A 24,221-nucleotide genomic window follows, 5' to 3' on the forward strand; every position below is an offset into this window, starting at 1 on the left:
CGATTAGTTTTCTGGGCTGATTTAATTTCTAGATATTGTTCTGCACTGAATTTATACTTCATTTTATCACCGTGTCTATTATATCACAGCATTTATTAAAATGCTATTTTTTATTGCAGCTTAGTATTATAGGAGGGGCTGGTTTCTCATTTTTACGTTTTGTGATCTGATTTTGACTTGTTTGCTCTTGACCAGTGTCACACGGCATCCGAATCTGAAAAAGCCTGTACCCCTTAAAGCACAGGGGGTACAGGCAAAGAACAACCCTACCTAATCCGAACAACTGACAACAATTTGTTCAGATTGGGTAGGGTCGTTCACAGTTTACTAGAGGGTGTCTTCAAAGTCAAGTAATCCAAACGAGGATAGCGGCAAGCAAGGTAACCGCAAAGAACAGGCTGGCACGTTTTTCATATCTGGTGGCAAAACGACGATGAGTTTTGAATTTGAGGAACAAGTTCTCCACTAAATGGCGTTCCATGTAAATATGCCGGTCAATGTCGCGAGGACGCTTGGCAGTTTTTCGGCTTGGGATCACAATAATGGCTCCGCGTTCTTCCAGCCAGTGTACAAAGCGGTCGCTGTCATATCCCTTGTCTGCGATAACATATTTACCCCGCAAATCAAACGGTTCCAGCAACTGCTGCACATAACAAATGTCATTACGGTTCCCTGGTGTTAGCAGAACCCGCAGTGGGTTTCCCAGTCCATCCACTACCGCGTGGACTTTTGTGCTCAATCCGCCCCGACTGCGTCCCAATGCTTCGTTGCCCCCTTTTTTGCGCCGATGCCATGCTGGTGGACCTTGATGGTGGTGCTGTCCAGCATCAGGGTGCTCCCATCCACAATGTCCTGGGCAATCAGCTCTTCAAAAACATGCTCCCAAACACCTTGCAGGCTTCACCGGCGAAACCGGGTGTACACACTTTTCCAAGGGCCATACCGCTCCGGCAGGTCCCTCCAAGGTATTCCTGTATTCAGCCAATACAGGATTCCATTGAGCATTACCCGATTGTCTTTTCCGGGCCTTCCGCCATGTGTCGGCTTTTCTGGCGGCAGCAGCTCTTTCACCTTATTCCACTGTTCTTCTGTCAATTCATGTCGTTTCATGCCTTTACTTTACTGCTGCTTCCTTGATTTGTCTATCCTTTGTTTGAAGACACCCTTTAGGGCAGGGGCCTATTTTTACTTTACAATTCGTAATTTCAAAAGTTGTGACCAGCAGAGAGAGGGGTTCCTCCCTGCTCCGGCAGAAGACCGGCGCATCGTGCGGCGGACGCCGTCAGGGTTTGCTCCAATTCCGCAAAGCGTAGCAAAGGAGTTTCGTTAAATTCTGCACCCCACCGCAGTTCCCGGTAGACGGTGTTCAGCAAAGACTGCTGCTCTTCCACAGTTCGCCGAAGGGGGTCTGTCTGTTCGGACGCGAGGAGTCCCTTGTTTTGAAGCTTTGTTAAAAGCACCTGAAACAGGCACTTCCGCTGGTAAAGATATTCCAGATCATAGAGAAAAGGAAGTCGCCACTGAAAGCCGCTGTGTTGGCTCAGATACCGCAGGCAGCTTCTGACGGCTTCCGCCCCCTGCCCGCACACTTCCGCCTCCTGCAAATGACCGGTAGCTCTCCGGAGAGAAGCCGCGAGGATTTCAGCAATGTCCCAAGCCCGCTGATAGCGTATCCAGCGGAGGGTAAATCGCTGCTGTGCCTCCGGAATCCCGTCCACATTGATCCAGTTTTCCAAGTGCTCCCTCGTGACCTGAAGGCCGGAAAGTCCCTCAGAATCTGTGCAGATGATCTCACGATCCGAATGGTAGTCCAAAGCGAGGTAGTGATCCATCCGGTGGAGCATAGCCGCGTTTGGATAATACTCCAGGCCGCCCATGTTGACCGGACCCAAGACAACCCGGCCTGGTCCATGGTTTCGCAGAAGGTCCAGACATTTTTGACAGGACGGAACGGAGACCGCAGTGACATCGTATCCCCAGAGTCTCAGCGCATAGTCCAAGCCCTGATTCGGATCGCGGAAAGTGGTCAGCAGGCGGTCGAAATGCTCGTCCTCGCAATGGCGGATTCCAAAGGGGGTTCCCGTGGAGAGCTCAAAAAGGGATACGTCAATGGCGCTGTCCTGTATGACGTTCAAACAGGCGTAGCTGCCGCAGCACACCTGATTGCTGTATACTTTCACGATTCCTCCACCAGACTCCGCAGCGCCTCCCGGTCGAGCTTTCCGTTTCGGTTCCTTGGAAGCGGGGACTCCGTAAACAGGAGCTCCATATTCCGCAGATAGGAGGGAAGCGTGCTGCGGCATTCCAAAGCCCTCTGCTGGGAGGCGGAAGAATTTATATGAAGCACCGCGGCGGCACGTTCGCCGGAGAAGGCGTCCGGAAGGCCAATCACAGCGGCCTCCAGTACCCCCGGGCAGAGGCGGAACCGGTTTTCAATCCAGCCGCGGTTGACCCGGTAGCCCCGAATCTTCAGAATATCGTTGTTTCGCCCGCAAAAGAAAAGAAAGCCCTCGGCGTCGATGCGGAACAGGTCCTTCGTCCGGACACAGCGTTTCCCGTTGTCTGGGTTCACAAAAAAGGGATCCTCCTCTCCATCTGAGTGGCCCCAATAGCCCTCCATCACGTTGCCGCCTTCTACAACCAGCTCTCCGATTCCGGTCTCCGCGTCCACATGCTCCAGGCGGACCGTCACTCCGTCCAAGGTCTGGCCGCAGGAGCCGGCCAGGATCTTGTCCTCCCGCCCCGGCGGCATGATGGACACGCGCTTGCACTCTGTCAGGCCGTACATGGGGACGAGGCGCACCGCCGGCAGCCGGGCGTAAAACTCCCGGATCAGCGGCAGTGGGAGAAGCTCTCCCGTAAATGTAATCATCCGCAGGTCAGGAGCAGCGCAAAGCCCCGCCGTTTTCAGCAGTAGATTTCCAACCGTCGGGATCGTGGGCAGCACCGTGATGGCCTGGCAGCGCAGGAGGTATGGAATCTGCTGGAGCATTCTGGAACTGTCCAGAAACAGGAAAGCTCCGCTGAAGAGCGCGAGAAAAATCTGGTACATTCCATAGTCGAAGGAGAGGGGCAGCGCACAGAGAATGCGGTCGTTGCGGGTAAGCTCCAGCCGGGAGAGAATCGCCTCGCAACAAAAGAAAATCTGCTTTTGACAGCCGAGGACGCCCTTGGGGGTTCCGGTGGAGCCGGATGTATAAATGAGATAGACCGCGGTGTCCTCCGCCTGAAGCGCACGACCACCGCCGACGGACGGAACGGGGGGAGGAATACTGGAGACTACCAGGGCCGGGGCGCAATTCTCGAGTATTTCCCGCCGACTGGCCAAATCCAGACAGTCGCTGAGCGGGACGCAGATGCAGCCCTCCGCGATGCAGGCCAGCAACGTAAAAGCGGCCAGCGCCGGGTTGCTGTCACTCACCGTGACCCGGTCGCCTTTTCGGAGACGGTGTTCCCGAAACAGCAGGCGGCAACCGTTGACGGCCTCATGTATCTGCCGGATTGTATAGTCCCGCGTTCCGTCGGAGAGAACGACGCCCGAGTCGTCGATCCGATCCTCAATCAGCCTGCGGTAAAGCACAGCTGTCTCCTTCCCCCGGAAGTTCCACGAGAAGAGGCCGGTTTTTGAGACGCTTGGCCTTCTCCACAATATGTATGATTCCCGTCACCACACCGTCGGGCAGGGAAGTTTGCGAGATAATACCGGCTTCCGAAACCGACTGGGCATGGAGCTCCAGCACCTGGTCGATATTTTCGTAGGTGAGAAATGGGGAGAACTCCTGCACCCGCGCCTTTTCCGCAGTGGAAAAGTGCCGCGGGATCATAATCGGGCCGTCATTGACAATCCAGTAGGCGAGATCCTCCGCATCGGTCTGCCCGCTCCAGAAGCCCGCCGAGGGCTCCTGTGTCAGCACAGTTTCCCTTGTGCCCATAATCCGCGCCAGCGGGTACAGCCGGGATTTATAAAGGTGGGCCAGCGGCTTGAAATGGGCGAGGTTGTCCCCGAAGGTCAGGAAAAATCCCAACTCCTTTTCGCTGCGGTTGGTGCTTCCGGCGATTAAAAAACCTTTGTCCTGGTAACAGGAGAGTACGGAAGAGCGCACAGAGCATTTGGCCTTTGCCGGGTCCAGCGCCATGTTCATGTGAAAGAGAGGCTCTGATTCGCCCTGTTCCAAAGCGCTCATCAGCGCTTCGTTTGCCTGCTCCAGATGTATCTCCGCCAGGGGAAGGTCCAGGTCCTCCGCGAGGGCGCGGGCATTGACCAAAAACTTGGGCTCCAGATCGCTTTGCACGACGATAAACAGTTTTACGCGCTCACGGCCCAGGCTCTTACGGCAGAGCCGTGCGGTCAGATCGGAATCGAGGCCGCCGGAAACCGGCACAACAACCCGCTCATCCTCTGCCGCAAAATTCTTGATAAAGGCCAGAATCCGCTGTACTTCCCACTCAGCCCATGGGGTGCTGCTGGTTGTTTTCATTTCACCCACGCTCCATATTCGTGTTTTAATCGAGACAACTCCCGCTCCAAAAGGGATGGCTCTACAGAAATGACCTCGGCCAGACGCCGGTATAGCGCTTCGACCCGACGGAGATCCACTTCAGGCTGCTGCGCATCCATGGCCGTCTGCCAGGCTGCGTGGCAGACGCAGGGGTATTCGCTCAGGTGGTCAATCCGCGCCCTGCAGGGGTCATTCCGATAGCGATCCAACTCCTCCATGACATCGCCGGCACAGCTTGGGCAGGTGCGGGGGGAGGAGCGAATGAAGGAATATTCCGGACCGAAATAGTCCTTATACCAAGATATCTGAAGCCGGTCCGCCTCCTCTGGGAAACGGTGGAGCACCTCCACAAGGGACCAGAGGGACACGCACTGATACATACCGTGCCGGAACATCACGTCCATCAGTGTGCCTTGCTTCACATGGTAGGGGAGCAGGACAACGCTGTCCGCCCCGACCTGGAAGGCGTCCCGAACAGACTGCACCGCGTGCTCGATAGACGCCCGCTCGCTCATGAAGGGAAAGCCCAGTCCCACATTGGCGGTCACGCGGAGTCCATGGGCGTGAATCCGCTGAACCGCGCCGCAGAAATCCGCAAAGGAAGATCCCTTGTTCAGGCAGTGCTGAAGCACCCAGTCATTGCTGGACTCCAAGCCGATTTCCACGTATTTTTCATTCCCGGGGGCAAACTGCTTCAGGAATCGCAGCCCCTCGTCCGTGACGGTCTCGGCCCTAGTCTCGATGATTAGGCGCTTCGCCCGCACCGGCTTCAGGATATCCAGCAGCCCCTCCCGCATTCTGGGAGATACTTCCCGGGGGTCCAGGAGACTGCCGCTGGAGGTGAGGAGAAAGTCCTCGAAGTCCCACGGAAGCTTTGAAACAATCCGGCGCAGTTCCTCCAGAATTCGGTCCTCTTCCGCCTGTGTGACAGGGGCGTTGTTCTTGCCGTAGTTGCACATCACGCAGCCGCCGCTGGCGTCATGAGCGCAGCCGGCTGTCAAAAACCATAAATCGCACAGCAGGCCGCCGTTCACGCGCTCGATGCGGTAATTTGTGCGCTGTGACGGGGGAAGGACCGGCCTGGCCCGGTAGGCTTCATACGCAAACTTTTTTAATATCAAATTATATTTCATCGTGTATATCTATATGACGCTGTATGCTGGCGCACAAGGCGCCTACTGTGGAAAAGATCTGCAGGAAATCCTCCTCCGCGGGGTTGAACCGGAAGCGGAACCGGTCCTCGATCTCAATCTGGAGAACGACCAGCATAATGGAATCATAGGCAAGTTCCTCCCGGATGGCGGTCTCCGCCGTAATGGGCTGTGTCCTGCGGGGGACGCCGGAGTCCGCACACTGCTTTTGGATGATTTCGATGACTTGACGCTGGATAACAAGCAATTTCATGATGGTCGCTCCCGTGTGCAGATTTTTCAGCGGTATCACAACATAACCCGACAGGATTCGGAGAGATGGTGATATCTAATCCATTATATAACAGAATGTGCGGAAAGGCTAGCCCTAAAAAAACGTTTGGGCTCTCGGTGGCGGAATACGCCCCCGCCCCGAAAAAGACGATCCGGTCTCCGGCGGTGATTCCGCTGTCCAATGTGTGGCATTCGCGCACCAGAACATCGCTCTCACTGCACAGAGGGCCGCAGACCGTTGTGGTTTCCCCAACGCCGGTTGGGGCGGCGCACAGTCCCCGCAGGAGGGGCGTCCGCACCCCCAGGGCACCGCCGTGATAGCGCAGGTGGTTCGTGCCGCCGCTGCAAAAGAGAAAGTGCCGGTTCCCGCGCCGCCTTTGGGCGAAGACCTCGGTCACATAGATTCCACAGGAGGCGGTAATCAGCCGCCCGGCCTCGTAGGTGATGCGGCAGCGGGGTTCCATCTCTTGGATCCATTCCGCGACGACATCCAAAAGGGCGGCATAGTCCTCGGGGGACTCCCCCTGAAAATAGGGCACGCCGATTCCCGCGCCGAATTCGATTTCCTCCAGAGGTGCCCCCAGATGCTCACAGCCGGAAATCCACTCCCGCAAACAGGCCAGATCCCGGCGGACCTGGCGAATGTCCCGCCGCTGCGTTCCCGGGTAGTATTGGAGTCCCTTGACGCGCCCGTCTCGGCCAAATGCCGTCAGGCAAGTTTTTAACTCCTCGCAGTCCATGCCAAATTGATTCCCGCTGGTGACGCGTAGGAGCACCGAGAGGGGCCTCCCACGGGAGAGGGACAGCAGCCGCTCCAACTGGGAACAGGACTGAACCGCAAAGCGCCCCACGCCCATTTTCAGGGCACGTTCCAAAAACGAGTCCGACTGCCAAATCCCGTCAGCAAGTAGCTGTTTGCCCGGGATTTGCTGCCTAGCGCAAATGTCCAGTTCCGTTGGAGAACAGACCTCGATATAGTCGGCCCCGGTTGCCCGGGCCAGCCACGGATTGGCCTTCATGGCGTACGCAATCTTCGCGGTTCCTCCTAGACTGCGGCGGAGTGCCTGGACATGTTCTCTTGCTTTGGGCTCATGGAACAGATAGAAGGGCGCCGCTTCTCCCCGGATTTTCCGGCACAGCTCCTCCCAGGTTCCGTCATCCGGCTGAAACAGCCGCAGACTATCATCCGTCATCCAAAATCCTCCACATGTTCAAGATGGCCTCCTGTAGGGTCATAGGGTCAGACGGGCCGACGAAGAACAGGGGCTGCTTTTCCGCCTGATACCGGGTCTCCACGTCCCAGCCGCAGGCGGTGGCCAAGGTGAAGACCTTGTCCATCCGCTGGAGCAGATTCCACACGGCATAGCGTAGGGAAAGGTCGTTTTTTCTCCCGGGTTCATAGCCGCCGCAGGCTCGGGTGAGCTGCCTGTCCTCATCCTCGGCGATCCGCCTGTGGTATGCCAGGCCTCGCGCAAGGATGTCCCGCGGGTTCGCAGGAGTTCCCCCTCCCGGGCCTGCCAGCCATATGCAAAAGGTCCCACAAGGGGGAATGAGGCGGTCCAGGAGCTCCTGGGGAAGCGGCAGACCGGGCCAGCCCCGGGGGTCGTACACCATCCATTCGGTTGAAGAGCACCGCCGCAGAAAGAGATAGGTTCCGGCTCTATAGTAGTAGCTTTGGATTTCTGGGGCGGTAATTCCCTCCGTCACCGGTCCCAAGAGGGCCTCGCCGCATCCGCCGGGGAGCTGGTTCAGGGTTTGAATCTCTTTGCAGTTCATTTGAAGCCCAACGGCGGCGGAGAACGCCTGCATGGAGGCCGGCAGTGACACATAGGGCTGAAACCAGGTTTCCACCGCTCCCTCGGTCCGGAACCCAAAACAGCGGAGACACAGACAATCTATGAAAGGAATAGGCCGGCAATGCCCCGCGTAGAGCAGCTGCTCCAGGGCCATTTCAAAGGTATCAAAATATTTCCCGATGTAGTACATATGCTATATTTCCTTAAAATGCGAGTTGGGGAACGCGGTTTCCGGCTCCAAAAGCCTGTTCTCGCCCTTCAGTTCCAGGTTGATGAACAGGGCACCCTCAAATTCCGCGGTCTCCAAACAGGTGCAGTCCTCGATTTTGACACTGATAAAGCGTGTGTTCTTGAAATTGCACCCGGCAAAGCTGCACCGCTTGAACGTGACATTGGCAATGACGCTGTCGGAACAATCCGCCAAGCGGAAGTTGCAGTCCTCAAACGCCGCGGAATTGAAGCTGGAACCGCGCAGCCCGGCGCCGCCCATGTAGCAATGCCGGAAAGTTGTGTAGGTGGCCAGCATGGAATTCGCAACGCTGTTGTCAAAGCGGACAGAGGAGAACTCCGCGCCGGTGAGCTCTGCGCCGGTTAAAACGCTGTCGGCAAACGCGGAGTTTCGGATCGCCGCCCGCGTCAAGTCGATATGGCTGCAATCGCTGCGGCTGAAGGAGCAACCATGGAACTCCGCCTCAGAGGCGTGGAGGTTCTGCAGAGCCGCATCCTCGAAATTCACCAGCTTGCAGCGGGACCGGAAAAAGATCGCACCCGTCAGCACAGCGCTCTGAAGCACCACGGCCCACAGCCTGGAGCCCAGCAGGTTGGCTTCGGGCATGATGCAGCCGAAGAGATTCGTGCCGAAAATGCGGGCGGCGTCCATCTGTGCGCCGTTGAGGATACTCTGGGTGAGGGACGTCCGGTAGAAACAGGGAGTGATCAAGCAGGCGTTTTGGAACACGCTTCCGTCCATGCGAATGGCCGTGTTTTTCTCAATGTCCTTCCACACGCTCTTATAACCCTGGACCTCCGCGCCGGCGGAAGGGAAGAAGAGATCTGGGGGAAGGGAGAACGCGTCCATTCTTTTCGAGAAGACGTCCTCCTTCTTTTGACCGCCGGTGAGGAGGAACTCCCGGAGATCCGGACGGTCCATCTCGGCTTTCAGGGAAGGAAACCGGCTGGAAAAAGGCTTGGGCGTTCCGTTGAGCCGCAAAACAATTCCAGATAGAATTGAGTTGGAGAAGTTGCAGTTTTGGATATCGATGTGTCCGCAATTCCAGGAGAGAACCAGTTCAATTTTTTCCAGCCGGCTGTCCAGGAAATCATTTCCGCCCAGCGCAGGATGGAGCAGACAGGAATTTTGGAGAACGATGTTGTGGAAGCGGGCGTCCCTCAGACGGCATTGTTTCAGCTCCGCGCCGGTGAAGTCCACGTTCTCCCAAAGAGTGCTTTCCAGGAAGCAGTCCTTCCAGAACGTGTTGGTGAAGGTGCAGTCGCGGCAGTCGGCACCGTACAGGTTGCACTGTTCAAAGCGGGAGAGGCCGAAATTGCTGTCCTTGATCTTGGCCCTAGCAAAGATAGAGTGCTGAAAGTTTGAGGAACGAAACAGGGAGTCGTTGATGCGGATGTTATAGAAATCAGCAGCCATGAAAACCCCTGCCGGGAAAAACAGCCGGATGGTGGGCGCGGTGCGGAGGGCCTGGGTGAACAGGCCGGCGAGGAAGAGATAGAATATCTTGGCCAGATTCTGGTCCCCGCCGTTATCCCGCTTGCGGTCCATGATGTTCCGAAAGGGATCGTCTCCCTCTTTTTGTGCGTCGTCTTCCACCCGGTCCAGGATGACCTTGCACAGGTCCCGGTATCGGGCCAGAAAGAGATATTCGTCCATAAAGCAATCCAGAGCGCTGGGATGCGTATCCATGCCGGCTTCCTTTGCGGCGCCCAGACGCTGGCCGGAAACCAACGTCTGAGCGGAACGCTCCAGGGACTCCTCACAGGCTATGATCTCCCGACAGACGTGCAAAAACCAGCCGTTTTGCCGGGCGTCTATCCATTCAAAACTATCCCGAGGCGTACCGTCCGCCTCCTTCCGGTAGGCGTGTAAGCCCGTCCCGATGGTAAATTCAATCTGCTGGCTCAACGTCATGCTGGCAGAGCCACCGTCCGGCTGCTGCTGCGCCAGCAGGACCAGAAGCTGCTCCCATTTTGAAAAGACTGAGATAAACTTTCGGTAAGAGATTGCCCCGGCGCCGGACTCCTCCTCAATCTGAAGCCAGGAGGCAAGTGAGATGGTCTGGACATCTGGAAGCAGAACAGCGGTATGACCGTACCTGGTATACGTTTTCATTTGGCTCATCATCTCGTTTAGTTGCTCTTCCGCGCATTCCTGCAAGTGCTTTTCCGGGTAAATACACCGGAAGATCAAGAAAATGGAAACAGCGCCGATGGCGAGGCATAATCCAAATACAAAGATACGCACACAATCCGGGAACCGCTGCTCCTGAAAATAGAAAACAAAATACAAGACGAAAACGAGAGAAACGGAGATCGCTGCAAAACCAATATACAGCCGTAACCAGAACATCGTTTTGCGCCTGTATTCTATGATGACCTCGCGGTAATAGGGCCGTTCATCCAGGATGCCGTCCAGGGTATCTTTTGAAAACACATAGGTTGTGATGATGCTTCCCAGCAGTGTGACGGTCATGGATATAATGACCGGCCACATGGTGCTTCGCTGATCGTCAGGCGGCGCCCCTTTTTCAAAATTGAACGGGGGAGAGAGAATGCTTTTTAGAAATTGGATCATGTGCTCCCGGAAAAGGAATAGAACCACGAGGAATAAGGACACACAGATAATTGCTCTTTTGCGTTTCCTTGTCCATAACCAGATCTTTTCCATCTCTCTGTATTTCCTCACTTCCACAGGGAAGATATCCGCCAACGGCGTGCCGCGCGGGGATGGCCACTTTATAAGGATTATATCATAAGTGGCACGAAAAGAAAAGTGGCTCTTGCGTGACACTGCCCCAAGTGCCTTTTTCCACTAAATTGCGGCGGACACCGGTCTGCCTTACCAGCGGTTCAAAGAGCGTTGCCCTGCTGTCAGTGGCAGGCGGATTCTAGAGAACTCCGCCATGCCCCACGGTAAAAATATTCTCTCCGCCCTCGCGGACCTGGGGGCCGTCCACTTTGTTTACACTCGCCGGGGTGACATTACCGTGCCGGTGCCGAAGCTTCTGCACATAGCCCGTTACTTTCAGGAGGTCGTTGTCAACCTCAACGGCTTCCCCTGGAAGACCGCCCCCCGACACTCTACTCTACCTGATTGAGAAATACCATATGGAACAAAACCGGGTCTTTTGCGTCGGGGACCGGACACTGGACATGGTCTGCCCCAAAAACGCCGGCGTCCGGGGAATTTTCTACTCCCTAGAGGGCCAGCCCGTTTTGAACCGCCGCCTGTTCCCAAGCGGCGGGTTTCTTTTATAGCAGCGCTTTCGAACAGAACTGGTTTGCCCCTAAACGACGCGGTGGGGCTCACAAATTTTTCAGATGGAGCAGTGTCACGAGCAGCCATTACTATTAGTTTGCATGGAGCAAGCAATAATTAGCTTGTAACGTGCATACTATTTTTTATAAAAATAGGTGGTGAAAATGGTATGGTTTGCTATACCTCCAGAACTTATGAAGAGCGGAGGACCATTCAAAAGCTGTGGAAGGCTGGTGTTCAGACAAAAAATTATTCTGTGCGTTCCCCATCCAGTGTAGCTTATTTTAATATACCCCCCGACCTCTGTTTTGGCAACAGGGTTTTTATCCAGTCCTGCATTGAGCATTGAGGAGATTTTCTCCTATTGAATATTTCATATATTATATTTCCTAACCACGGCTAACCTCGCCTTTGGATCTAACCATAGCCTGAAGTCCGCAGCAATTTCAGGGTAAGCGCTCACGCCTCCACCTTTGCCCTGTTTTACATACATTCCGACAGCATGGGGCCTTCGAATCCACAAAGATGGCGTAATGGTAAGCGATGTTGTATGCCCCTGGTGAATTAGTTCCTCACAGGCTCTATCGTCAAATTCCTCATTCATGTCATTTTCCCATTGGCGGAGAAACTCCAAAGTATTGCGGCTGCGCATCCAACTTTGAATGACATAACCGGGAGATTCTTCAAAATACTGCTTTGCCAACTCGGTCAAGGACACCATATCCTTGCAGGTCATCAGCCCCCTGTATAGGCACATAGTTTCTCGGTAGTCCCTGATTTTTTTAGATGTCCGTAGTTTTTCTTCATTCAGCGAATCATAAAGCTTCTCTCTCGATGTAGTAGCAAGATCCGTGTATATGATTCGTCTCGCTAAAAGCGAATCAATCGAGGACTCGTACTGAAATGCCAAGCGTGTGTAAAGTTCACCGATTTCTTCCTCTGTCATGATCCCATTCTCCCCTTTTCCACAAGTATATCAGAAAGGACAGGATTTGTACAGCTTTATTCCATTTCTATGGAGGAGGACTGATATCTGGTCGATTTTCTCGGATGTCCAGCTTTGCCATAATCCACATTACACCGGCGATCCTTTTCAAACTGAGTATCCATATACACGCTTATCCCAACAATTGGAATATATTTCTTATTGGCCAGGAGCTTATCCACAGCCGCCCTGGTCCATTTGGATTTCCCTGTCGGGGAGGATACGCCCTTTACAAAGAGCATATCAACAATTTTCCCCAAGCTGGCTCCGGCAAGATAATACTCAAATATGCTGCGGACAACATTAGCGTTTTCTTCATGTATGGCGACTTCTTCGCCAACCAAAACATAGCCATATGGAAGTTTCATAACGGTCCCTCTTTCTTAAACATAAATAAAAGCAGGTTTAAGAGAGAACTAATCTCCTCAAATCTGCTTGATGACACTTGTGACATGTAATTATAGCCAGTTTCTAGTATCGGTTTTAATGCAATTTAAACAAGAATAACAAAACCTGCGTATAACTATCGTTACACACAGGTTTTGTCTACTATGTCTCTCGTTGACAAAAAAGATGCAACCTCGTATCCGTTGTGCTACAATGCTTTCAGGCTATTCTATACCGCTGGCGGTCGGTAGCTTTAGAGGAAAAGAGTCCGACAGGGTGGGAGCCTATTGCGCTCCCGCCCTGTCGGACTCTTTTCACAATTTCAATCTGATGATCTGCTCGTACAGCAGAACATATTTTTCCCGTATGACCCGGTTGGTGTGATAGTGTCCAAAAAATTGGTATCGGAACCGGCACCGCTGGGCGATCTCATCGAGGAAATCCGTCAGGGCATCGGCCTGATAAAATCCGTTGCTCAACTCGTCCTGCACACTGGAGGGACAGCAGTGGCTGATGATGTAGTCCACCGCCCAGCCCGCTCTGTCCAGGTTGGCCCTGGCAGCTTGGTACTCCTCCTCGTTGGGCAGTTCCTCTTTCCACCAGGAGCGGTGGTTCACGCGAAACATCGCACCCCTGGCGTTCAGTTCCCTGCATTTCTTCTTGAATAGAGGATCGTCCGGTTCCAGGATGCCGTCCTGGATATCGTGGCTGCTGGCCCCACCCATGGTGAAGAAGGTCTTGCCCTGGATGTCGTAGATCTGCCCTCGCATCAGGTGGATCACCGAGGGGCGGACGCACTGCACTCTGCCGCCGTGCCAGTCCTCAATCGGGAACTCAGCCAGCATATCGAAGTTTTCATGATTGCCGGAGATAAACAGAGTGGTAAAGGGCTTTGCCTCCAGCCAGTCCAGCCAGTGGCGTTCTTCCGCGCTGCCGTCCCAGATGCCTCCAAAGTCGCCGGCGATTATGACGCAGTCATCCTTGGTCAGCTCCGCCTGCTCATAGAAAATTTTCTTCTTGAAGCGCGTAAAATCGCCGTGGGTGTCGCCTGTTATGAAAAGTGCCATGTCATATTCCTCCATGCGCTATTTTAGCACAGTTTCCCATCGATCACAACGTCTGTATCCCTAATCTTGACCTGGATGCTCTCGGCGTCGACCACGGTGATCCGCTCCACAAACCTGCGGGTGAGGGTATCATCGTACTCCGTGAAGCACATGGGCTGCTGATCCAGCCATTCCTCCATCTCCCGCTGCCTGGAGGCTTGGGCGGCCTGCTGTTCCGCATCCTGCTGGCAGGCCGCGATCTGATCCAGAACACTCTGCTTTTCAGCCGTCACCATTTCAAGCTGGGCGTTCAGTTCCGCATCATCTTTGGTCTCCAGGATCTTGTCCACCAGAGCCGCCTGTTCCGCAGTCAGGGCATCCAGCCTCTGCCGCAGTTCCAGAAGGCTCATACCGCTGTCCTCTCCGCCGCTCCGGGCCAGCTCCGCCAGTTCCAGGACATCGGCTTTGACCTCATTCCGGATGGTGCCGTACTCGTTCAGTGCTGTTACGATGGCCCGGTGGAGCCTGTCCTCGTCCAGCGTGGGGGAGTTGTGGCAATATTTCGTACCGAATTCCAGTCGGGAGACACACCGCCAGACGATCCGCTTCTTCCCGTTTCTGGCCCAGGTGCAGCGTTTGTAGGGCGTACCGCACTCCCCGCACACCAGCAGCTCGGACAGGGCGTATCTGGCGGAGTATTTGCCCTGCTCGGTCTTGGCGCTTTTCTGCATCACCTTCCGCTTGCTGGCCCTGCGGGCCATCTCCTCCTTCACCCGGTAATAGATATCCCTGGGGATGATGGCGGGGTGATGGTCCCTGCTGTAGTACATAGGCAGCTCACGGCGTTGCTGGTGACCGCCCGGTGCAGGGTGCAGAAGCTCATCAGGTCGATGGGCGCCTCGAACACCGCCACCCAATCCAGGGCCGGGTCGCAGGGGAGGCGGAAGGCCACGCTTTTGTCGCTGCCCGCCGCATCTGCCTTGAAGCCGGAGCCGTTCAGGTCATAGGTGCCGCGCTTGCTGGCGAACACCGGCTTACCGCCAACCTCCCGGCCCACGAAGATGCAGTTGTGGTGCAGGCTGTCCTCGTAGAGCAAGCCGGAGTCGATGAAGCCCCGGATCACTTGGGGGGCGATGCCTCTCTTTTGAAGATAGGCAAATACCCGCCGCTGATCCCGGTTGGCGATGGGCAGGGCAAAGGCAGGCTTTTCCTCCTGCCGGACGGATTTGGGGCGCGGGGCGGGGGAGTCCCTGGCGCGCTTGCCGTTGAATTCCAGCAGGTAGTTGACGGCCTCCCGGAAATCCTTGCCGCAGAACTCCTGGAGGAACGTGATGGCGTCCCCGCCCTTACCGTTGGAGTACCGTTTCCAAGTGCGGCGGTCCTTGATCATCAGGCTGTCCATTTCCCTGGTGGTGTGGTACCGACTGCCCACCCGCCGGACGCTGTAGCCCAGGTGCTCCAGCAGATACGGCAGGTCTGTGTTCTTGGCGGTCTCCATCTCCTCGTCTGTGAAACGAAAGGCTGCATTTTGTTTCGTAATGATTCACCTCCTCCTTCTGGCGAAACGAAAAGAAGCCCCCAGAGCATCCCGGTAATCAGGATGCTCTGGGGGCTTCTCATCTGACATTTGGTTGTTTGGCCTCACACGGCCCGTTACGCGCTCAACGCAGCGGGGGCGCCCTCCTCCTGGGGCTGGGTGTCGCCACCCTCCGGCTGGGCCTCACAGGGGCCGACATAGCCCTCGTCCACGTCCATCGGCTCGGCCATGTTCAAGGCCCCTTCGATCACGCCCAGGACGAACTCCCGCTGAGTGACCTTTCTGCCGAGGCGGGCGCTCTCGCACTCCAGGTGGGCCTTGATCCGCTGGAAAAGTTCCTCTGAGATCTGGAAGGCCAGGGTCCGGGTAGTGTTGTTCGTCATGGTGATGTTCCCTCCGTTTTCTTTCATTTTGAAGTATTCGGTGAGCAGCTCGGTGATGTACTGTGCGGTGGTCAGGCCCGCGGCCTCTCTGGCTTCAGAAATTTTCTGATGCAGGTCGAGGCTGATTTGTGCGCAGAGGTTCTTTGTGGCTGGCATAGTGTCATTCTCCTTTCCGCTGATTGCAAAGCAAGTATACTCGAAAGGCATGGAGAAAGCTATTCACCATTACCACCAAGGAACCGGAGACAAATGAAGCAAATGTAACAGCAGCGGGCCGGGCAGAATGCAGAAAGCCCTCCGCAGCGCACCGGAGGTATCCCGGCGGGCCACGGAGGGCTTTTTCCTTTTATCAGACTGATATTTTGGAGAGGTGGGGAGTTCGAGTCATGCGTGTTTCCTGAAATCCCCAAATCCGGCGAATTTGCATCTCCGGCGCGTTATTTTTATTTTACGCCCCCTGATTTTTCCAATGTGTGATATTTGTTCTTTATTATTTTTAGTTTCCCGCATTTATGTGCAAAAATCCCGCACCGAAGTGCGGGATTTTTGACTGCATCTCGTTTGTCAACGAGACTTGGTGGAGACTACTGGACTCGAACCAGTGGCCTCATGCGTGTGAATATTCGATAGGGAGGGCGGCAGTGGCCTTTTCGCTCCATCCGGGCCTTTCGTGCCCGGATTTTGTCATTTTAGCGTCCTATCCACTCCGGTGCCTCCGCCCAGATTTTTTCTATCGTGGGTCAAGTTGTGGGTCAAGAAGCAAAAGAAGGACGAACGTCACTCAGAGGAAGGCCAAGCCTTGAGGCTTTGTCTCGTTCATAGGTTACCCGGGTAACCTCCTCAATAAACTGACGTTCCTTTTCGTCTGCGTTGGCCCAGCGGACATCGTATTTCCGGCAAAGCCAGAAAAAGATTTCGTAAAAGCGTTCCGACTCTGAATCTTTGCGGCAGTACCATTCCGCATCAGAAATGGGCTGTTCAATATTTGCTGCCATGCAGAGCACCTCCCTAAAATCAAACAAGATAGGTGAAAAATATCCGTTTCGCAGCTTCATCCGCAATCAAATATCTGGGTGCGGAAGCTTCGAATGACGGCAGTTTGACCGCTCCGAAATCCTTTTCATAATGCCGCGCTAATTCTGCCGTTTTGGCCTCAAGCACTACGTCTCCAGCTAGTCCATGGTCAATTGAAAGTTTGATCCCATATGCGACCATCATCCGTCCAATGCCTCTGTATTTTGGAGTACCTCTGTCAAGAGTTGGATTCGAGGCTGGATGAGCTTCCATATAGACAAGGTGAACGACTAAAGCGTTTTCAAGAATCTCATAGGCTCCCAAAGCAATCAATTCATCGTTGATTTTTGCGGCGTACTTATCAAAGCGCTCATCGTCCAGGTATTCGCTTGTCCACGATGTCTGCCAGACTGGAGGAGAGTCCGTTGCGGCAGCGTCTGCCGGACCCATAGGGAAAATGGATACAGGAATTTGCTGGTTTGCGCTGTCAAAAACAAATGGCATGAATCGCATAGTACCCACCTCAAATTCAGTATAACATATTTCGCCCTTGAGTGGAAGTGGTTTTATCAACGATTATAAATCATGCCCTTCCAAATAGGGTAGGGAAATGTATAAATAAAAAGGCGCTGGCGATGAGGAAGAGGAGTCAGATTGCGCCTAACCCATATCCGGCAAAGATATTGTTTTGCACAACGAGATAAGCCGTTCCATATCTCGAAAAGGTTTCTGCTTCCAGACCAGGCTGACATGGACGAAGAGATTCGGCGTTAACGGCAGGGAGACGATGTCTGGCATAGTGCTGACCATAGGGCGTAGAAGAAAACCGGAGGCGGCCCCGCTGCGGATCAGGCTCTGTACCGTGGAGAGCTGGGCGGTGGTATGGAAAATACTCGGGTCTATTCTGGCTTCCGCAAACTGCTGGAGAAGCAACTCTCCCACAGAAAAGCTGCTGTTGAAAAGCACCAGGGGTTCTGTCTCCAACTCCCGGACAGAAACGGACGCTCTGCTTGCCAGGGGGTGCCCCGGCAGGGCGCACCAGACGATTTCCATCTCCGCAATGGACAGGGATGAGAATTCCTGCCCCACAGGAAGACGGTGGGAGATGAACGCTGCGTCCAGCGTATTTTCCCGCAGGTCATGGAGAAGCGTTTTGGTTCCCAGCTCCTCGGTAGAGAGAAGGATGTCCGGCTCCAGGTGATCCAAGGCCCGATACAGGACGGGAAGCAAAACCGTTCCGATCATAGGCGGCATCCCCAGGTGGACGGGTCGGCGACGGCGGCCCCGGAGGCACATCTGTTCCGAGACGTGGTCCGCATGGCGGAGGAGACTGCCGGACATCTCAAGGAGGATTTTACCCTCCTCTGTCAGGTCAAATCCCTGATAGCGTTTGACGGTCAGAACCACACCAAATTCCCGCTCCAGTTCTCGGATGGCCATGGATACCGACGGCTGGGATACTCGCAGGGACTCGGCGGCGCGGGAGATGCTTCCAAGTCGGCAGGCGGCTTCAAAATAACGGAGCTGCTGGAGCTTCATGGTCAATTTCCCCTTTTTTGAGATGCTTTTCTTGACTATATCAATTTTTCTTATGAAAATCAAGAAAAACTATATTTGACGAACATGAAGAAAGATTTTATTATAAAGCTATCCAGAGAGGGGAGGCGGAACAAGTGGATATCCCCTTTAAAATCGGCACGGGGATCCAGATGGTAACAGTGGAGGACTATCGGCTTCTTGGAGTTCTGCAAAACAAGCCGCTCCCGGACGGCCCTGCTGGAAGGGCGGCGGTGGAAGAGGCGTTGGCGCATCCCATCGGAACGCCCCGCCTCTGGGAACTGGTAAGGCCCGGAGAAACCGTCGCCGTGATTACCAGCGACATTACCCGGCCCATGCCCACCTGGGAAGTGATGCCCGTACTTCTGGACGAGCTGTATGCCGCCGGGATCCGGCGGGAAGATATTATCTTGATTTTCGCCTTGGGCAGCCACCGGAACCACACGCCGGTGGACATCGATCGCCGGGTGGCGGAAGCGGACCGGCGAATCTGCCTGGGCAACATCGAATACCACTATTTTGCCGGGTACTCCGGTGGGGCGAAGGCCATCATGCCCGGCGTGTCCACCAGAGCCGCTATCCAGGCCAATCACAGCCGCATGGTGTGTCCCGAGGCCCGCTCCGGCCTGCTGGAGGGCAATCCGGTCCGGGAGGATATCGAGGAGGCCGCCGCCATGGTGGGCGCGGATTTTATGCTCAACGTGGTCCTGGATGGGCAAAAGAATATTGTGAAAGCCGTGGCGGGCGACATAACCCTGGCCCACCGGGCGGGCTGCGCGTTTCTGGATTCCATATACCGCGTCGACATCCAGGAGCGGGCGGATGTGGTCTTGGTCTCCCAGGGGGGTGCGCCGAAGGACCTGAACCTGTACCAGACCCAAAAGGCTCTGGACAACGCGTTGCGTGCGGTGAAGCCCGGCGGCGTGGTGGTGCTGATTGGGTCCTGCGCCGAGGGACTGGGGGAGAGGGTGTTTGAGGAGTGGATGCTGTCCGCTCCCTCGCCGGATTTCCTGATCCGGCGGATACAGCGGGAGTTTTGCCTGGGAGGTCACAAGGCGGCGGCGATTGCCATGGCGGTGAAAAAAGCCGGCGTTTATCTGGTTTCCGATTTGGACAAGACCCTTGTGGAGCGGCTTTTCATGAGGCCTTTTTCCACCTTCCAGGAGGCGTATGACGCCGCCATAGCGGAGCGGGGACCGGGCGCGACCGTTCTCGCCATGCCCTATGGAGGGTCTACCCTGCCCAATGTGATTGAGCGTTTGTTATAGACAAGGAATCTATTTTGAAAAGGAGAGTATATCATGGATTACGCGAAAGAGTCTCTGTGCCTGCACTACGAATGGAAGGGAAAGCTGGAGGTGACGCCCCGGGCGGCGGTGGACAGCAAAGAGGCACTGTCCCTGGCCTACACTCCCGGCGTGGCGGAGCCCTGCCTGGAAATTCAAAAGGACGTGGACAAGAGCTATGAGCTGACTCGCCGCTGGAACACCGTGGCCGTGGTCACAGACGGCACGGCGGTCCTGGGCCTGGGGGACATCGGCCCCGAGGCGGGAATGCCCGTCATGGAGGGCAAGTGCGTCCTGTTCAAAGCCTTTGGCGGCGTGGACGCTATTCCTCTGTGCGTGCGGAGCAAGGAAGTGGACGACATCGTGAACACGGTGGCCCTCCTGGCCGGGTCCTTCGGCGGCGTCAACCTGGAGGATATCTCTGCGCCCCGCTGCTTTGAGATTGAGCGGAAGCTGAAAGAGCGCTGTGACATCCCCATCTTCCACGACGATCAGCACGGCACCGCCGTCATTACCCTGGCGGGGCTGAAAAACGCCCTGAAGGTGGTGGGAAAGCGGATGGACGAGATTCGGGTGGTGATGAACGGCGCGGGCGCGGCGGCCATCGCCATTGCCAAGCTGCTGCTCTCCGCCGGGGTGAGGGATCTGACCCTCTGCGACCGGAATGGAGCGGTGTACGCGGGCCGTCCCAAGGGCATGAACCCCATTAAGGAGGAAATGGCCCAGGTGACGAACCTCTCCCGCCGGTCCGGCACGCTGGCGGATATGCTGGTTGGGGCGGATGTGTTCATCGGCGTGTCCGCGCCGGGAGCGGTCACCACGGAAATGGTAAAAACCATGAACAAGGATGCCGTCATCTTTGCCTGTGCCAATCCCACGCCGGAGATTTTCCCCGACGAGGCCAAGGCCGGCGGCGCGGCGGTGATCTCCACCGGACGCAGCGACTTCCCCAACCAGATCAACAATGTCCTAGCCTTCCCTGGCATCTTCCGGGGCGCTCTGGACGCCAGAGCCAGCGATATCAACGACGCCATGAAAATTGCCGCCGCGGAGGCGCTGGCGGGCCTGATCTCTGAGGAAGAGCTCAGCGCCGAATACATCATCCCCGCCGCTTTCGACCCCAGGGTCAAGGACGCCGTGGCCGCCGCCGTGAAGAAGGCCGCCCGGGATTCCGGCGTGGCGAGAATTTAAAGACGAAAGGAAAGCCGCTGGGACACCAGCGGTTTTTCCCTATTGAGCGGAAAGGCTCTTATGGGTGTGATTTGCGCGCCCGGGAAATTTGATACCATGAGAGGTGATTGTATGCAGCTGCAACAGCTGGTGTATTTTATGACGGTGGCGGACGAGGGCGGATTCAGCAAGGCGGCGGAAAAGCTGCTGGCTACGCAGCCGAATCTGAGTAAGGCGATCCGGGACCTGGAGCGGGAACTGAAGGTTGAACTGTTCTGCCGGAACAACCGGGGAGCGGTGCTGACGGAGGCGGGGAGAAGGCTGTACCAGCATGCCGGGACGATCATGGACCAGATGGCGATGATCGAGAACCTCGGCAAGGAGACGGCGCCCCGGTCTCTTTCCATCGCGTCTTATCCCTCGGTGATGATGGGCCAGCTTTTGGGGCGGTTCTACCGCCGCCACCCGGAGCTTTCCCTCAAGCTGACGGAGGTGCGTCTCCAGAAGCTGATCGAGATGGTGGAAAGCGGAGAGGCGGACTTGGGCTTTGTGCTGTTCAATCAGATGCAGAGCAAGGACATGCGGCGTATGCTTCGAAATTCGGAGTTTTTCGAGCTTGGCAGCGACACCTGGTACGCGAACCTGGGCCCGGCCCACCCGCTGTATGACCGGGAGCAGGTCACCATGGAAGAGCTGCTGGATTACCCCATCGTCCGTCAGCCGGACGACTATTTCTCAAATCTGACCTTCTGCCTGGAAATCGACGGCGTGCGGCTGACCGGGTTTCAAAGGGTGATCTACACCAACGACGGCGGCGCGCTTATCAGCCTGCTCCGTACCACGGACGTCTTCCGGTTTGGTACCAGGATCACGGCGATGGCTTTTGCAGACTATGGCATTCGCACGGTCCCCATTCGGAACTGCGGCCTGAAAATCACGACGGGATGGATACAGCGCCGCAGGGAGACTCTCAGCAGGGAAGCCCAGGATTTTGTGGAGCAATTGAAGTCGCTATACCCTGCCGGTTATGGCGGGCTATAAAAATTTCAGCTTAGACAGCCCTGCTGTTTCGTGTTAAAATAACTAAAAATGGTAGAGGAAGGGGACGGATCATGCAAGAAATATACAAAACCATTCAGCGCTATATTGGCAGTCAGCGGGAGCCTATGACGGCGCTGTGGGAGGAACTGGTAAATACGGAGAGCGGAGTCCGGCAGATCGCGGGTGTCAACGCAGTGCGTGATATTCTGCGGCGCGAGATGGAGCGGGCGGGAATCTCCACGCGGGTTGTCCCCATGGAAAACGCCGGTGATTTCTTGATCGGCGAATGGAACCTAGAGAGCGGCAAAGCCCCTGTTTTGCTGATCGGGCACATGGACACCGTTTTTTCCGAAGGCGCGGCGGCGGCAAACCCCTTCCGTATTGACGAAGCGGGCATGGCCCACGGCCCCGGCGTGCTGGACATGAAAGGCGGCCTGGTCGTGGCGCTGTACGCTGTGAAAGCCCTGATGGAAGCGGGCTGGAAGGAGCGGCCCGTCAAATTCCTGCTTGCGGGAGACGAGGAGAATTTACATATGTTCTCCAACGCAAAGGATGTTCTGGCGGCGGAGTCCGTGGGCGCGATAGCGGCGTTCAACTTTGAAGTCGGCAGAATCCAGGAGCAGAAGGACCAATTTGTCATTGGCCGCAGCGGCGGTGGTCCCGCCAGCATTACCGTCCACGGTGTGGCGGCTCACTCCGGAAACGCGCCCCAGGACGGGCGGTCCGCCATTTTAGAGGCGGCTCACAAAATTGTGGAGATTGAGTCGGGAAACGACATTGCCCGAGGGCGGCTCATCAATTGCGGCGTCGTGCAGGGAGGCATGGGAGCAAATACAATCCCGGATACCTGCACCATTACTATGGGGGTCCGGTTTCCAAGCTCAGAGATCGGGCGGGAAATCCTGGATATTTTGAAACGGGCTGTTTCCCATCATACGGTTCCCGATACCACAGCGGAGCTGGACGACAGTAAAATCATGCATTGCATGGACACCACGGATGGAGTGATGAGGCTGTTTCAGCACCTGCGGACAACAGCGGCGGCCTGCGGTTTTGGCGAGGTCAGCAGCTGCCGGGTGGGAGGGCTCTCCGATTCCGGCGTGACCGTGTCCAGCGGCGTGCCCACCGTGTGCGGCATGGGTCCCTGGGGAGCGGGGAGCCATACCGCTGAGGAATACGCGAATGTAGAATCCCTGTTCCGGCGCTGTGTTCTGGCCGCCTGCGCCATTTATGATCTGCAGGACGGCTTTGGGCACGAGGCCTGAGCGTCTGGAGTTCTTCTGTGGGTACTGTCCGCCAGCCGTGTACTCTCTCCGCGGCGACCGGGGTTTCCAATATATACTGGCGAAAGCCAAACTTGGAGGTAACTCAAAATGGACAAGAACGCGAAGCACTATCCCCTGAATGTGACCATGCCCCAGCACTGCGCCTACGTTGTGCGGGACCTGCCCCAGGCCACCGTGGAGCAGCGTGAGCGGGCCCTGAAGGCCACGCATTACAACGAGTTCGCCTTCCCCTCCGGAATGCTGACCGTGGATATGCTGTCCGACTCCGGCACCACCGCCATGACCAACCAGCAGTGGGCCACCCTCTTCCTGGGCGACGAGGCCTATGGCCGGAACACCGGCTATTATGTCCTGCTGGATACCTTCCGCGACATCTTTGAGCGGGGCGGGGAGAAGAACTGGAAGAAGTCCATCGACCTGGTGCGCACCGACTGCCGGGACGTGGAGAAGATGATGAACGAGCTGTACCTCTGCGAGTATGAGGGAGGCCTCTTCAACGGCGGCGCCGCGCAGATGGAGCGCCCCAACAGCTTTATCATCCAGCAGGGCCGGGCCGCCGAGTCCGTGCTGATGGAGATTGTGAAGAAGATTCTGGCCCAGCGCCACCCCGGCAAGGTCTTTACCATCCCCTCCAACGGCCACTTCGACACCACCGAGGGCAACATCAAGCAGATGGGCTCCATCCCCCGGAACCTGTATAACAAGGAGCTACTGTATGAGGTTCCCGAGGGGGGGCAAGTACGAGAAAAACCCCTTCAAGGGGAACATGGACATCGACAAGCTGGAGCAGCTGATCCAGGGCGTGGGTCCCGAGAACGTGCCCCTGATCTTCACCTGCATCACCAACAACCCCATCTGCGGACAGCCCGTCTCCCTGGCCAACATCAAGGAGATTCACCGGGTTTCCCGAAAGTATGACATCCCCCTGGTGTTCGACGTGGCCCGCTGGGCGGAGAACGCGTACTTCATCAAGATGAACGAGCCGGGCTATGAGGACAAATCCATCGCAGAGATCGCCACGGAAATGTTCTCCTACTGCGATGCGTTCACCATGTCCGCGAAAAAGGACGGCCACGCCAACATGGGCGGCATGCTGGCCTTCCGTGACCGTGGGCTTTTCTGGCAGAAGTTCTCCGACTTCAATGAGGACGGCTCTATCAAGACCGACGTGGGCGTCCTGCTGAAGGTAAAGCAGATCTCCTGCTACGGCAACGACTCCTACGGCGGCATGAGCGGTCGGGACATCATGGCCCTGGCCTGCGGCCTGTATGAGTCCTGTGACTTTGGCTATCAGCATGACCGGGCCAAGCAGTGCGAGTA

Annotated in this window: 25 protein-coding genes and 1 pseudogene; 7 read left to right on the top strand and 19 right to left on the bottom strand. The window is 56.0% G+C overall.

All coding sequences use genetic code 11. From position 1 onward, the window contains the following. Positions 1-346: 346 nt before the first annotated feature. The 10 genes from Q1M04_RS14105 to Q1M04_RS14140 form a co-directional block, all read right to left on the bottom strand. Positions 347-760: an IS5 family transposase gene (locus Q1M04_RS14105; RefSeq protein WP_366140836.1), complete on the bottom strand. Its 414-nt coding sequence runs from the start codon at positions 758-760 to the stop codon at positions 347-349. Positions 761-900: 140 nt separating this feature from the next. After that, positions 901-1,110, bottom strand: coding sequence for a transposase (locus Q1M04_RS16235; protein ID WP_366140837.1), 210 nt, complete (start codon positions 1,108-1,110; stop codon positions 901-903). Positions 1,111-1,205: 95 nt separating this feature from the next. Continuing rightward, on the bottom strand, positions 1,206-2,180 hold the full coding sequence (locus Q1M04_RS14110; RefSeq protein ID WP_300448334.1) for a hypothetical protein: 975 nt from the start codon (positions 2,178-2,180) through the stop codon (positions 1,206-1,208). Beyond that, positions 2,177-3,580, bottom strand: a complete 1,404-nt coding sequence (locus Q1M04_RS14115) for a class I adenylate-forming enzyme family protein (protein WP_300346951.1) — start codon at positions 3,578-3,580, stop codon at positions 2,177-2,179. The genes Q1M04_RS14110 and Q1M04_RS14115 overlap by 4 nt, the downstream gene beginning before the upstream one ends. Further along, positions 3,558-4,478, bottom strand: coding sequence for an NAD(+) synthase (gene nadE, locus Q1M04_RS14120; RefSeq protein WP_300346949.1), 921 nt, complete (start codon positions 4,476-4,478; stop codon positions 3,558-3,560). The genes Q1M04_RS14115 and nadE overlap by 23 nt, the downstream gene beginning before the upstream one ends. Next, the gene (locus tag Q1M04_RS14125) at positions 4,475-5,620 is read right to left on the bottom strand and encodes a radical SAM protein (RefSeq protein ID WP_300346946.1); all 1,146 of its coding nucleotides are present in this window, start codon (positions 5,618-5,620) and stop codon (positions 4,475-4,477) included. The genes nadE and Q1M04_RS14125 overlap by 4 nt, the downstream gene beginning before the upstream one ends. A gap of 1 nt (position 5,621) precedes the next feature. Then, on the bottom strand, positions 5,622-5,768 hold the full coding sequence (locus tag Q1M04_RS16240) for a hypothetical protein (protein WP_366140838.1): 147 nt from the start codon (positions 5,766-5,768) through the stop codon (positions 5,622-5,624). A gap of 7 nt (positions 5,769-5,775) precedes the next feature. Beyond that, the gene (locus tag Q1M04_RS14130) at positions 5,776-7,116 is read right to left on the bottom strand and encodes an alanine racemase (protein ID WP_300346943.1); all 1,341 of its coding nucleotides are present in this window, start codon (positions 7,114-7,116) and stop codon (positions 5,776-5,778) included. Further along, positions 7,106-7,909, bottom strand: coding sequence for a hypothetical protein (locus Q1M04_RS14135; RefSeq protein ID WP_300346940.1), 804 nt, complete (start codon positions 7,907-7,909; stop codon positions 7,106-7,108). The genes Q1M04_RS14130 and Q1M04_RS14135 overlap by 11 nt, the downstream gene beginning before the upstream one ends. Before the next feature lie 3 nt (positions 7,910-7,912). Next, positions 7,913-10,063: a pentapeptide repeat-containing protein gene (locus tag Q1M04_RS14140; protein ID WP_300346937.1), complete on the bottom strand. Its 2,151-nt coding sequence runs from the start codon at positions 10,061-10,063 to the stop codon at positions 7,913-7,915. 790 nt (positions 10,064-10,853) lie between these two features. Between Q1M04_RS14140 and Q1M04_RS14145 the strand changes: the two genes are divergently transcribed. After that, positions 10,854-11,048: a hypothetical protein gene (locus tag Q1M04_RS14145; RefSeq protein WP_300448339.1), complete on the top strand. Its 195-nt coding sequence runs from the start codon at positions 10,854-10,856 to the stop codon at positions 11,046-11,048. Continuing rightward, positions 10,987-11,208: an HAD hydrolase-like protein gene (locus tag Q1M04_RS16245; RefSeq protein WP_300561503.1), complete on the top strand. Its 222-nt coding sequence runs from the start codon at positions 10,987-10,989 to the stop codon at positions 11,206-11,208. The genes Q1M04_RS14145 and Q1M04_RS16245 overlap by 62 nt, the downstream gene beginning before the upstream one ends. Positions 11,209-11,582: 374 nt before the next feature. Here the strand turns inward: Q1M04_RS16245 and Q1M04_RS14150 are convergent, their stop codons facing one another. The 9 genes from Q1M04_RS14150 to Q1M04_RS14190 form a co-directional block, all read right to left on the bottom strand. Continuing rightward, positions 11,583-12,155: a KilA-N domain-containing protein gene (locus Q1M04_RS14150; protein ID WP_300346934.1), complete on the bottom strand. Its 573-nt coding sequence runs from the start codon at positions 12,153-12,155 to the stop codon at positions 11,583-11,585. 56 nt (positions 12,156-12,211) lie between these two features. Next, complete coding sequence (locus Q1M04_RS14155) at positions 12,212-12,562, bottom strand: recombinase family protein (RefSeq protein WP_300346931.1); 351 nt, start codon at positions 12,560-12,562, stop codon at positions 12,212-12,214. Positions 12,563-12,895: 333 nt separating this feature from the next. Continuing rightward, complete coding sequence (locus tag Q1M04_RS14160) at positions 12,896-13,648, bottom strand: metallophosphoesterase (protein ID WP_300346928.1); 753 nt, start codon at positions 13,646-13,648, stop codon at positions 12,896-12,898. Positions 13,649-13,671: 23 nt separating this feature from the next. Then, entirely contained in the window at positions 13,672-14,457 is a 786-nt protein-coding gene (locus Q1M04_RS14165; RefSeq protein ID WP_300346925.1) for a zinc ribbon domain-containing protein, read from the bottom strand. Beyond that, positions 14,397-15,125 carry a DUF3991 domain-containing protein gene (locus Q1M04_RS14170; RefSeq protein WP_300346922.1) on the bottom strand — a complete coding sequence of 243 codons (729 nt, stop codon included), beginning with the start codon at positions 15,123-15,125 and terminating at the stop codon, positions 14,397-14,399. The genes Q1M04_RS14165 and Q1M04_RS14170 overlap by 61 nt, the downstream gene beginning before the upstream one ends. A gap of 155 nt (positions 15,126-15,280) precedes the next feature. After that, on the bottom strand, positions 15,281-15,703 hold the full coding sequence (locus Q1M04_RS14175) for a translation initiation factor 2 (RefSeq protein ID WP_300346920.1): 423 nt from the start codon (positions 15,701-15,703) through the stop codon (positions 15,281-15,283). Between the two features lie 596 nt (positions 15,704-16,299). Then, entirely contained in the window at positions 16,300-16,542 is a 243-nt protein-coding gene (locus Q1M04_RS14180) for a hypothetical protein (RefSeq protein ID WP_300346917.1), read from the bottom strand. Positions 16,543-16,561: 19 nt separating this feature from the next. After that, positions 16,562-17,074 carry a hypothetical protein gene (locus Q1M04_RS14185; RefSeq protein WP_300346914.1) on the bottom strand — a complete coding sequence of 171 codons (513 nt, stop codon included), beginning with the start codon at positions 17,072-17,074 and terminating at the stop codon, positions 16,562-16,564. A gap of 147 nt (positions 17,075-17,221) precedes the next feature. Then, entirely contained in the window at positions 17,222-18,100 is an 879-nt protein-coding gene (locus Q1M04_RS14190; protein WP_300346911.1) for a LysR family transcriptional regulator, read from the bottom strand. A 134-nt stretch (positions 18,101-18,234) separates the two neighbouring features. Between Q1M04_RS14190 and larA the strand changes: the two genes are divergently transcribed. The 5 genes and pseudogenes from larA to Q1M04_RS14215 all read left to right on the top strand — a co-directional run. After that, the gene (gene larA / locus Q1M04_RS14195) at positions 18,235-19,386 is read left to right on the top strand and encodes a nickel-dependent lactate racemase (RefSeq protein ID WP_300346908.1); all 1,152 of its coding nucleotides are present in this window, start codon (positions 18,235-18,237) and stop codon (positions 19,384-19,386) included. A 33-nt stretch (positions 19,387-19,419) separates the two neighbouring features. Continuing rightward, on the top strand, positions 19,420-20,595 hold the full coding sequence (locus Q1M04_RS14200) for an NADP-dependent malic enzyme (RefSeq protein WP_300448346.1): 1,176 nt from the start codon (positions 19,420-19,422) through the stop codon (positions 20,593-20,595). Between the two features lie 111 nt (positions 20,596-20,706). Continuing rightward, positions 20,707-21,615, top strand: coding sequence for a LysR family transcriptional regulator (locus Q1M04_RS14205; RefSeq protein WP_300346902.1), 909 nt, complete (start codon positions 20,707-20,709; stop codon positions 21,613-21,615). 71 nt (positions 21,616-21,686) lie between these two features. Next, positions 21,687-22,880, top strand: a complete 1,194-nt coding sequence (locus Q1M04_RS14210; RefSeq protein ID WP_300346899.1) for a M20/M25/M40 family metallo-hydrolase — start codon at positions 21,687-21,689, stop codon at positions 22,878-22,880. 108 nt (positions 22,881-22,988) lie between these two features. Next, positions 22,989-24,221: pseudogene (locus Q1M04_RS14215) on the top strand (tryptophanase); the annotation flags it as partial.

Origin of the sequence: uncultured Oscillibacter sp., assembly GCF_950073225.1 — a bacterium.
Lineage (GTDB): Bacteria > Bacillota > Clostridia > Oscillospirales > Oscillospiraceae > Oscillibacter.

What these genes read in the sequence shown, in the direction of transcription:
- Q1M04_RS14155 (WP_300346931.1), bottom strand. Translation starts at nt 12,562, where the DNA reads ATGAAACTTCCATATGGCTATGTTTTGGTTGGCGAAGAAGTCGCCATA.
- Q1M04_RS14205 (WP_300346902.1), top strand. Translation starts at nt 20,707, where the DNA reads ATGCAGCTGCAACAGCTGGTGTATTTTATGACGGTGGCGGACGAGGGC.
- Q1M04_RS14180 (WP_300346917.1), bottom strand. Translation starts at nt 16,542, where the DNA reads ATGGCAGCAAATATTGAACAGCCCATTTCTGATGCGGAATGGTACTGC.
- Q1M04_RS14210 (WP_300346899.1), top strand. Translation starts at nt 21,687, where the DNA reads ATGCAAGAAATATACAAAACCATTCAGCGCTATATTGGCAGTCAGCGG.
- Q1M04_RS14135 (WP_300346940.1), bottom strand. Translation starts at nt 7,909, where the DNA reads ATGTACTACATCGGGAAATATTTTGATACCTTTGAAATGGCCCTGGAG.
- Q1M04_RS16235 (WP_366140837.1), bottom strand. Translation starts at nt 1,110, where the DNA reads ATGAAACGACATGAATTGACAGAAGAACAGTGGAATAAGGTGAAAGAG.
- Q1M04_RS14150 (WP_300346934.1), bottom strand. Translation starts at nt 12,155, where the DNA reads ATGACAGAGGAAGAAATCGGTGAACTTTACACACGCTTGGCATTTCAG.
- nadE (WP_300346949.1), bottom strand. Translation starts at nt 4,478, where the DNA reads ATGAAAACAACCAGCAGCACCCCATGGGCTGAGTGGGAAGTACAGCGG.
- Q1M04_RS14160 (WP_300346928.1), bottom strand. Translation starts at nt 13,648, where the DNA reads ATGGCACTTTTCATAACAGGCGACACCCACGGCGATTTTACGCGCTTC.
- Q1M04_RS14185 (WP_300346914.1), bottom strand. Translation starts at nt 17,074, where the DNA reads ATGCGATTCATGCCATTTGTTTTTGACAGCGCAAACCAGCAAATTCCT.
- Q1M04_RS14175 (WP_300346920.1), bottom strand. Translation starts at nt 15,703, where the DNA reads ATGCCAGCCACAAAGAACCTCTGCGCACAAATCAGCCTCGACCTGCAT.
- Q1M04_RS16240 (WP_366140838.1), bottom strand. Translation starts at nt 5,768, where the DNA reads ATGCTGGTCGTTCTCCAGATTGAGATCGAGGACCGGTTCCGCTTCCGG.
- Q1M04_RS14170 (WP_300346922.1), bottom strand. Translation starts at nt 15,125, where the DNA reads ATGGAGACCGCCAAGAACACAGACCTGCCGTATCTGCTGGAGCACCTG.
- Q1M04_RS14140 (WP_300346937.1), bottom strand. Translation starts at nt 10,063, where the DNA reads ATGAAAACGTATACCAGGTACGGTCATACCGCTGTTCTGCTTCCAGAT.
- Q1M04_RS14145 (WP_300448339.1), top strand. Translation starts at nt 10,854, where the DNA reads ATGCCCCACGGTAAAAATATTCTCTCCGCCCTCGCGGACCTGGGGGCC.
- Q1M04_RS14130 (WP_300346943.1), bottom strand. Translation starts at nt 7,116, where the DNA reads ATGACGGATGATAGTCTGCGGCTGTTTCAGCCGGATGACGGAACCTGG.
- Q1M04_RS14190 (WP_300346911.1), bottom strand. Translation starts at nt 18,100, where the DNA reads ATGAAGCTCCAGCAGCTCCGTTATTTTGAAGCCGCCTGCCGACTTGGA.
- Q1M04_RS14200 (WP_300448346.1), top strand. Translation starts at nt 19,420, where the DNA reads ATGGATTACGCGAAAGAGTCTCTGTGCCTGCACTACGAATGGAAGGGA.
- Q1M04_RS14165 (WP_300346925.1), bottom strand. Translation starts at nt 14,457, where the DNA reads ATGTACTACAGCAGGGACCATCACCCCGCCATCATCCCCAGGGATATC.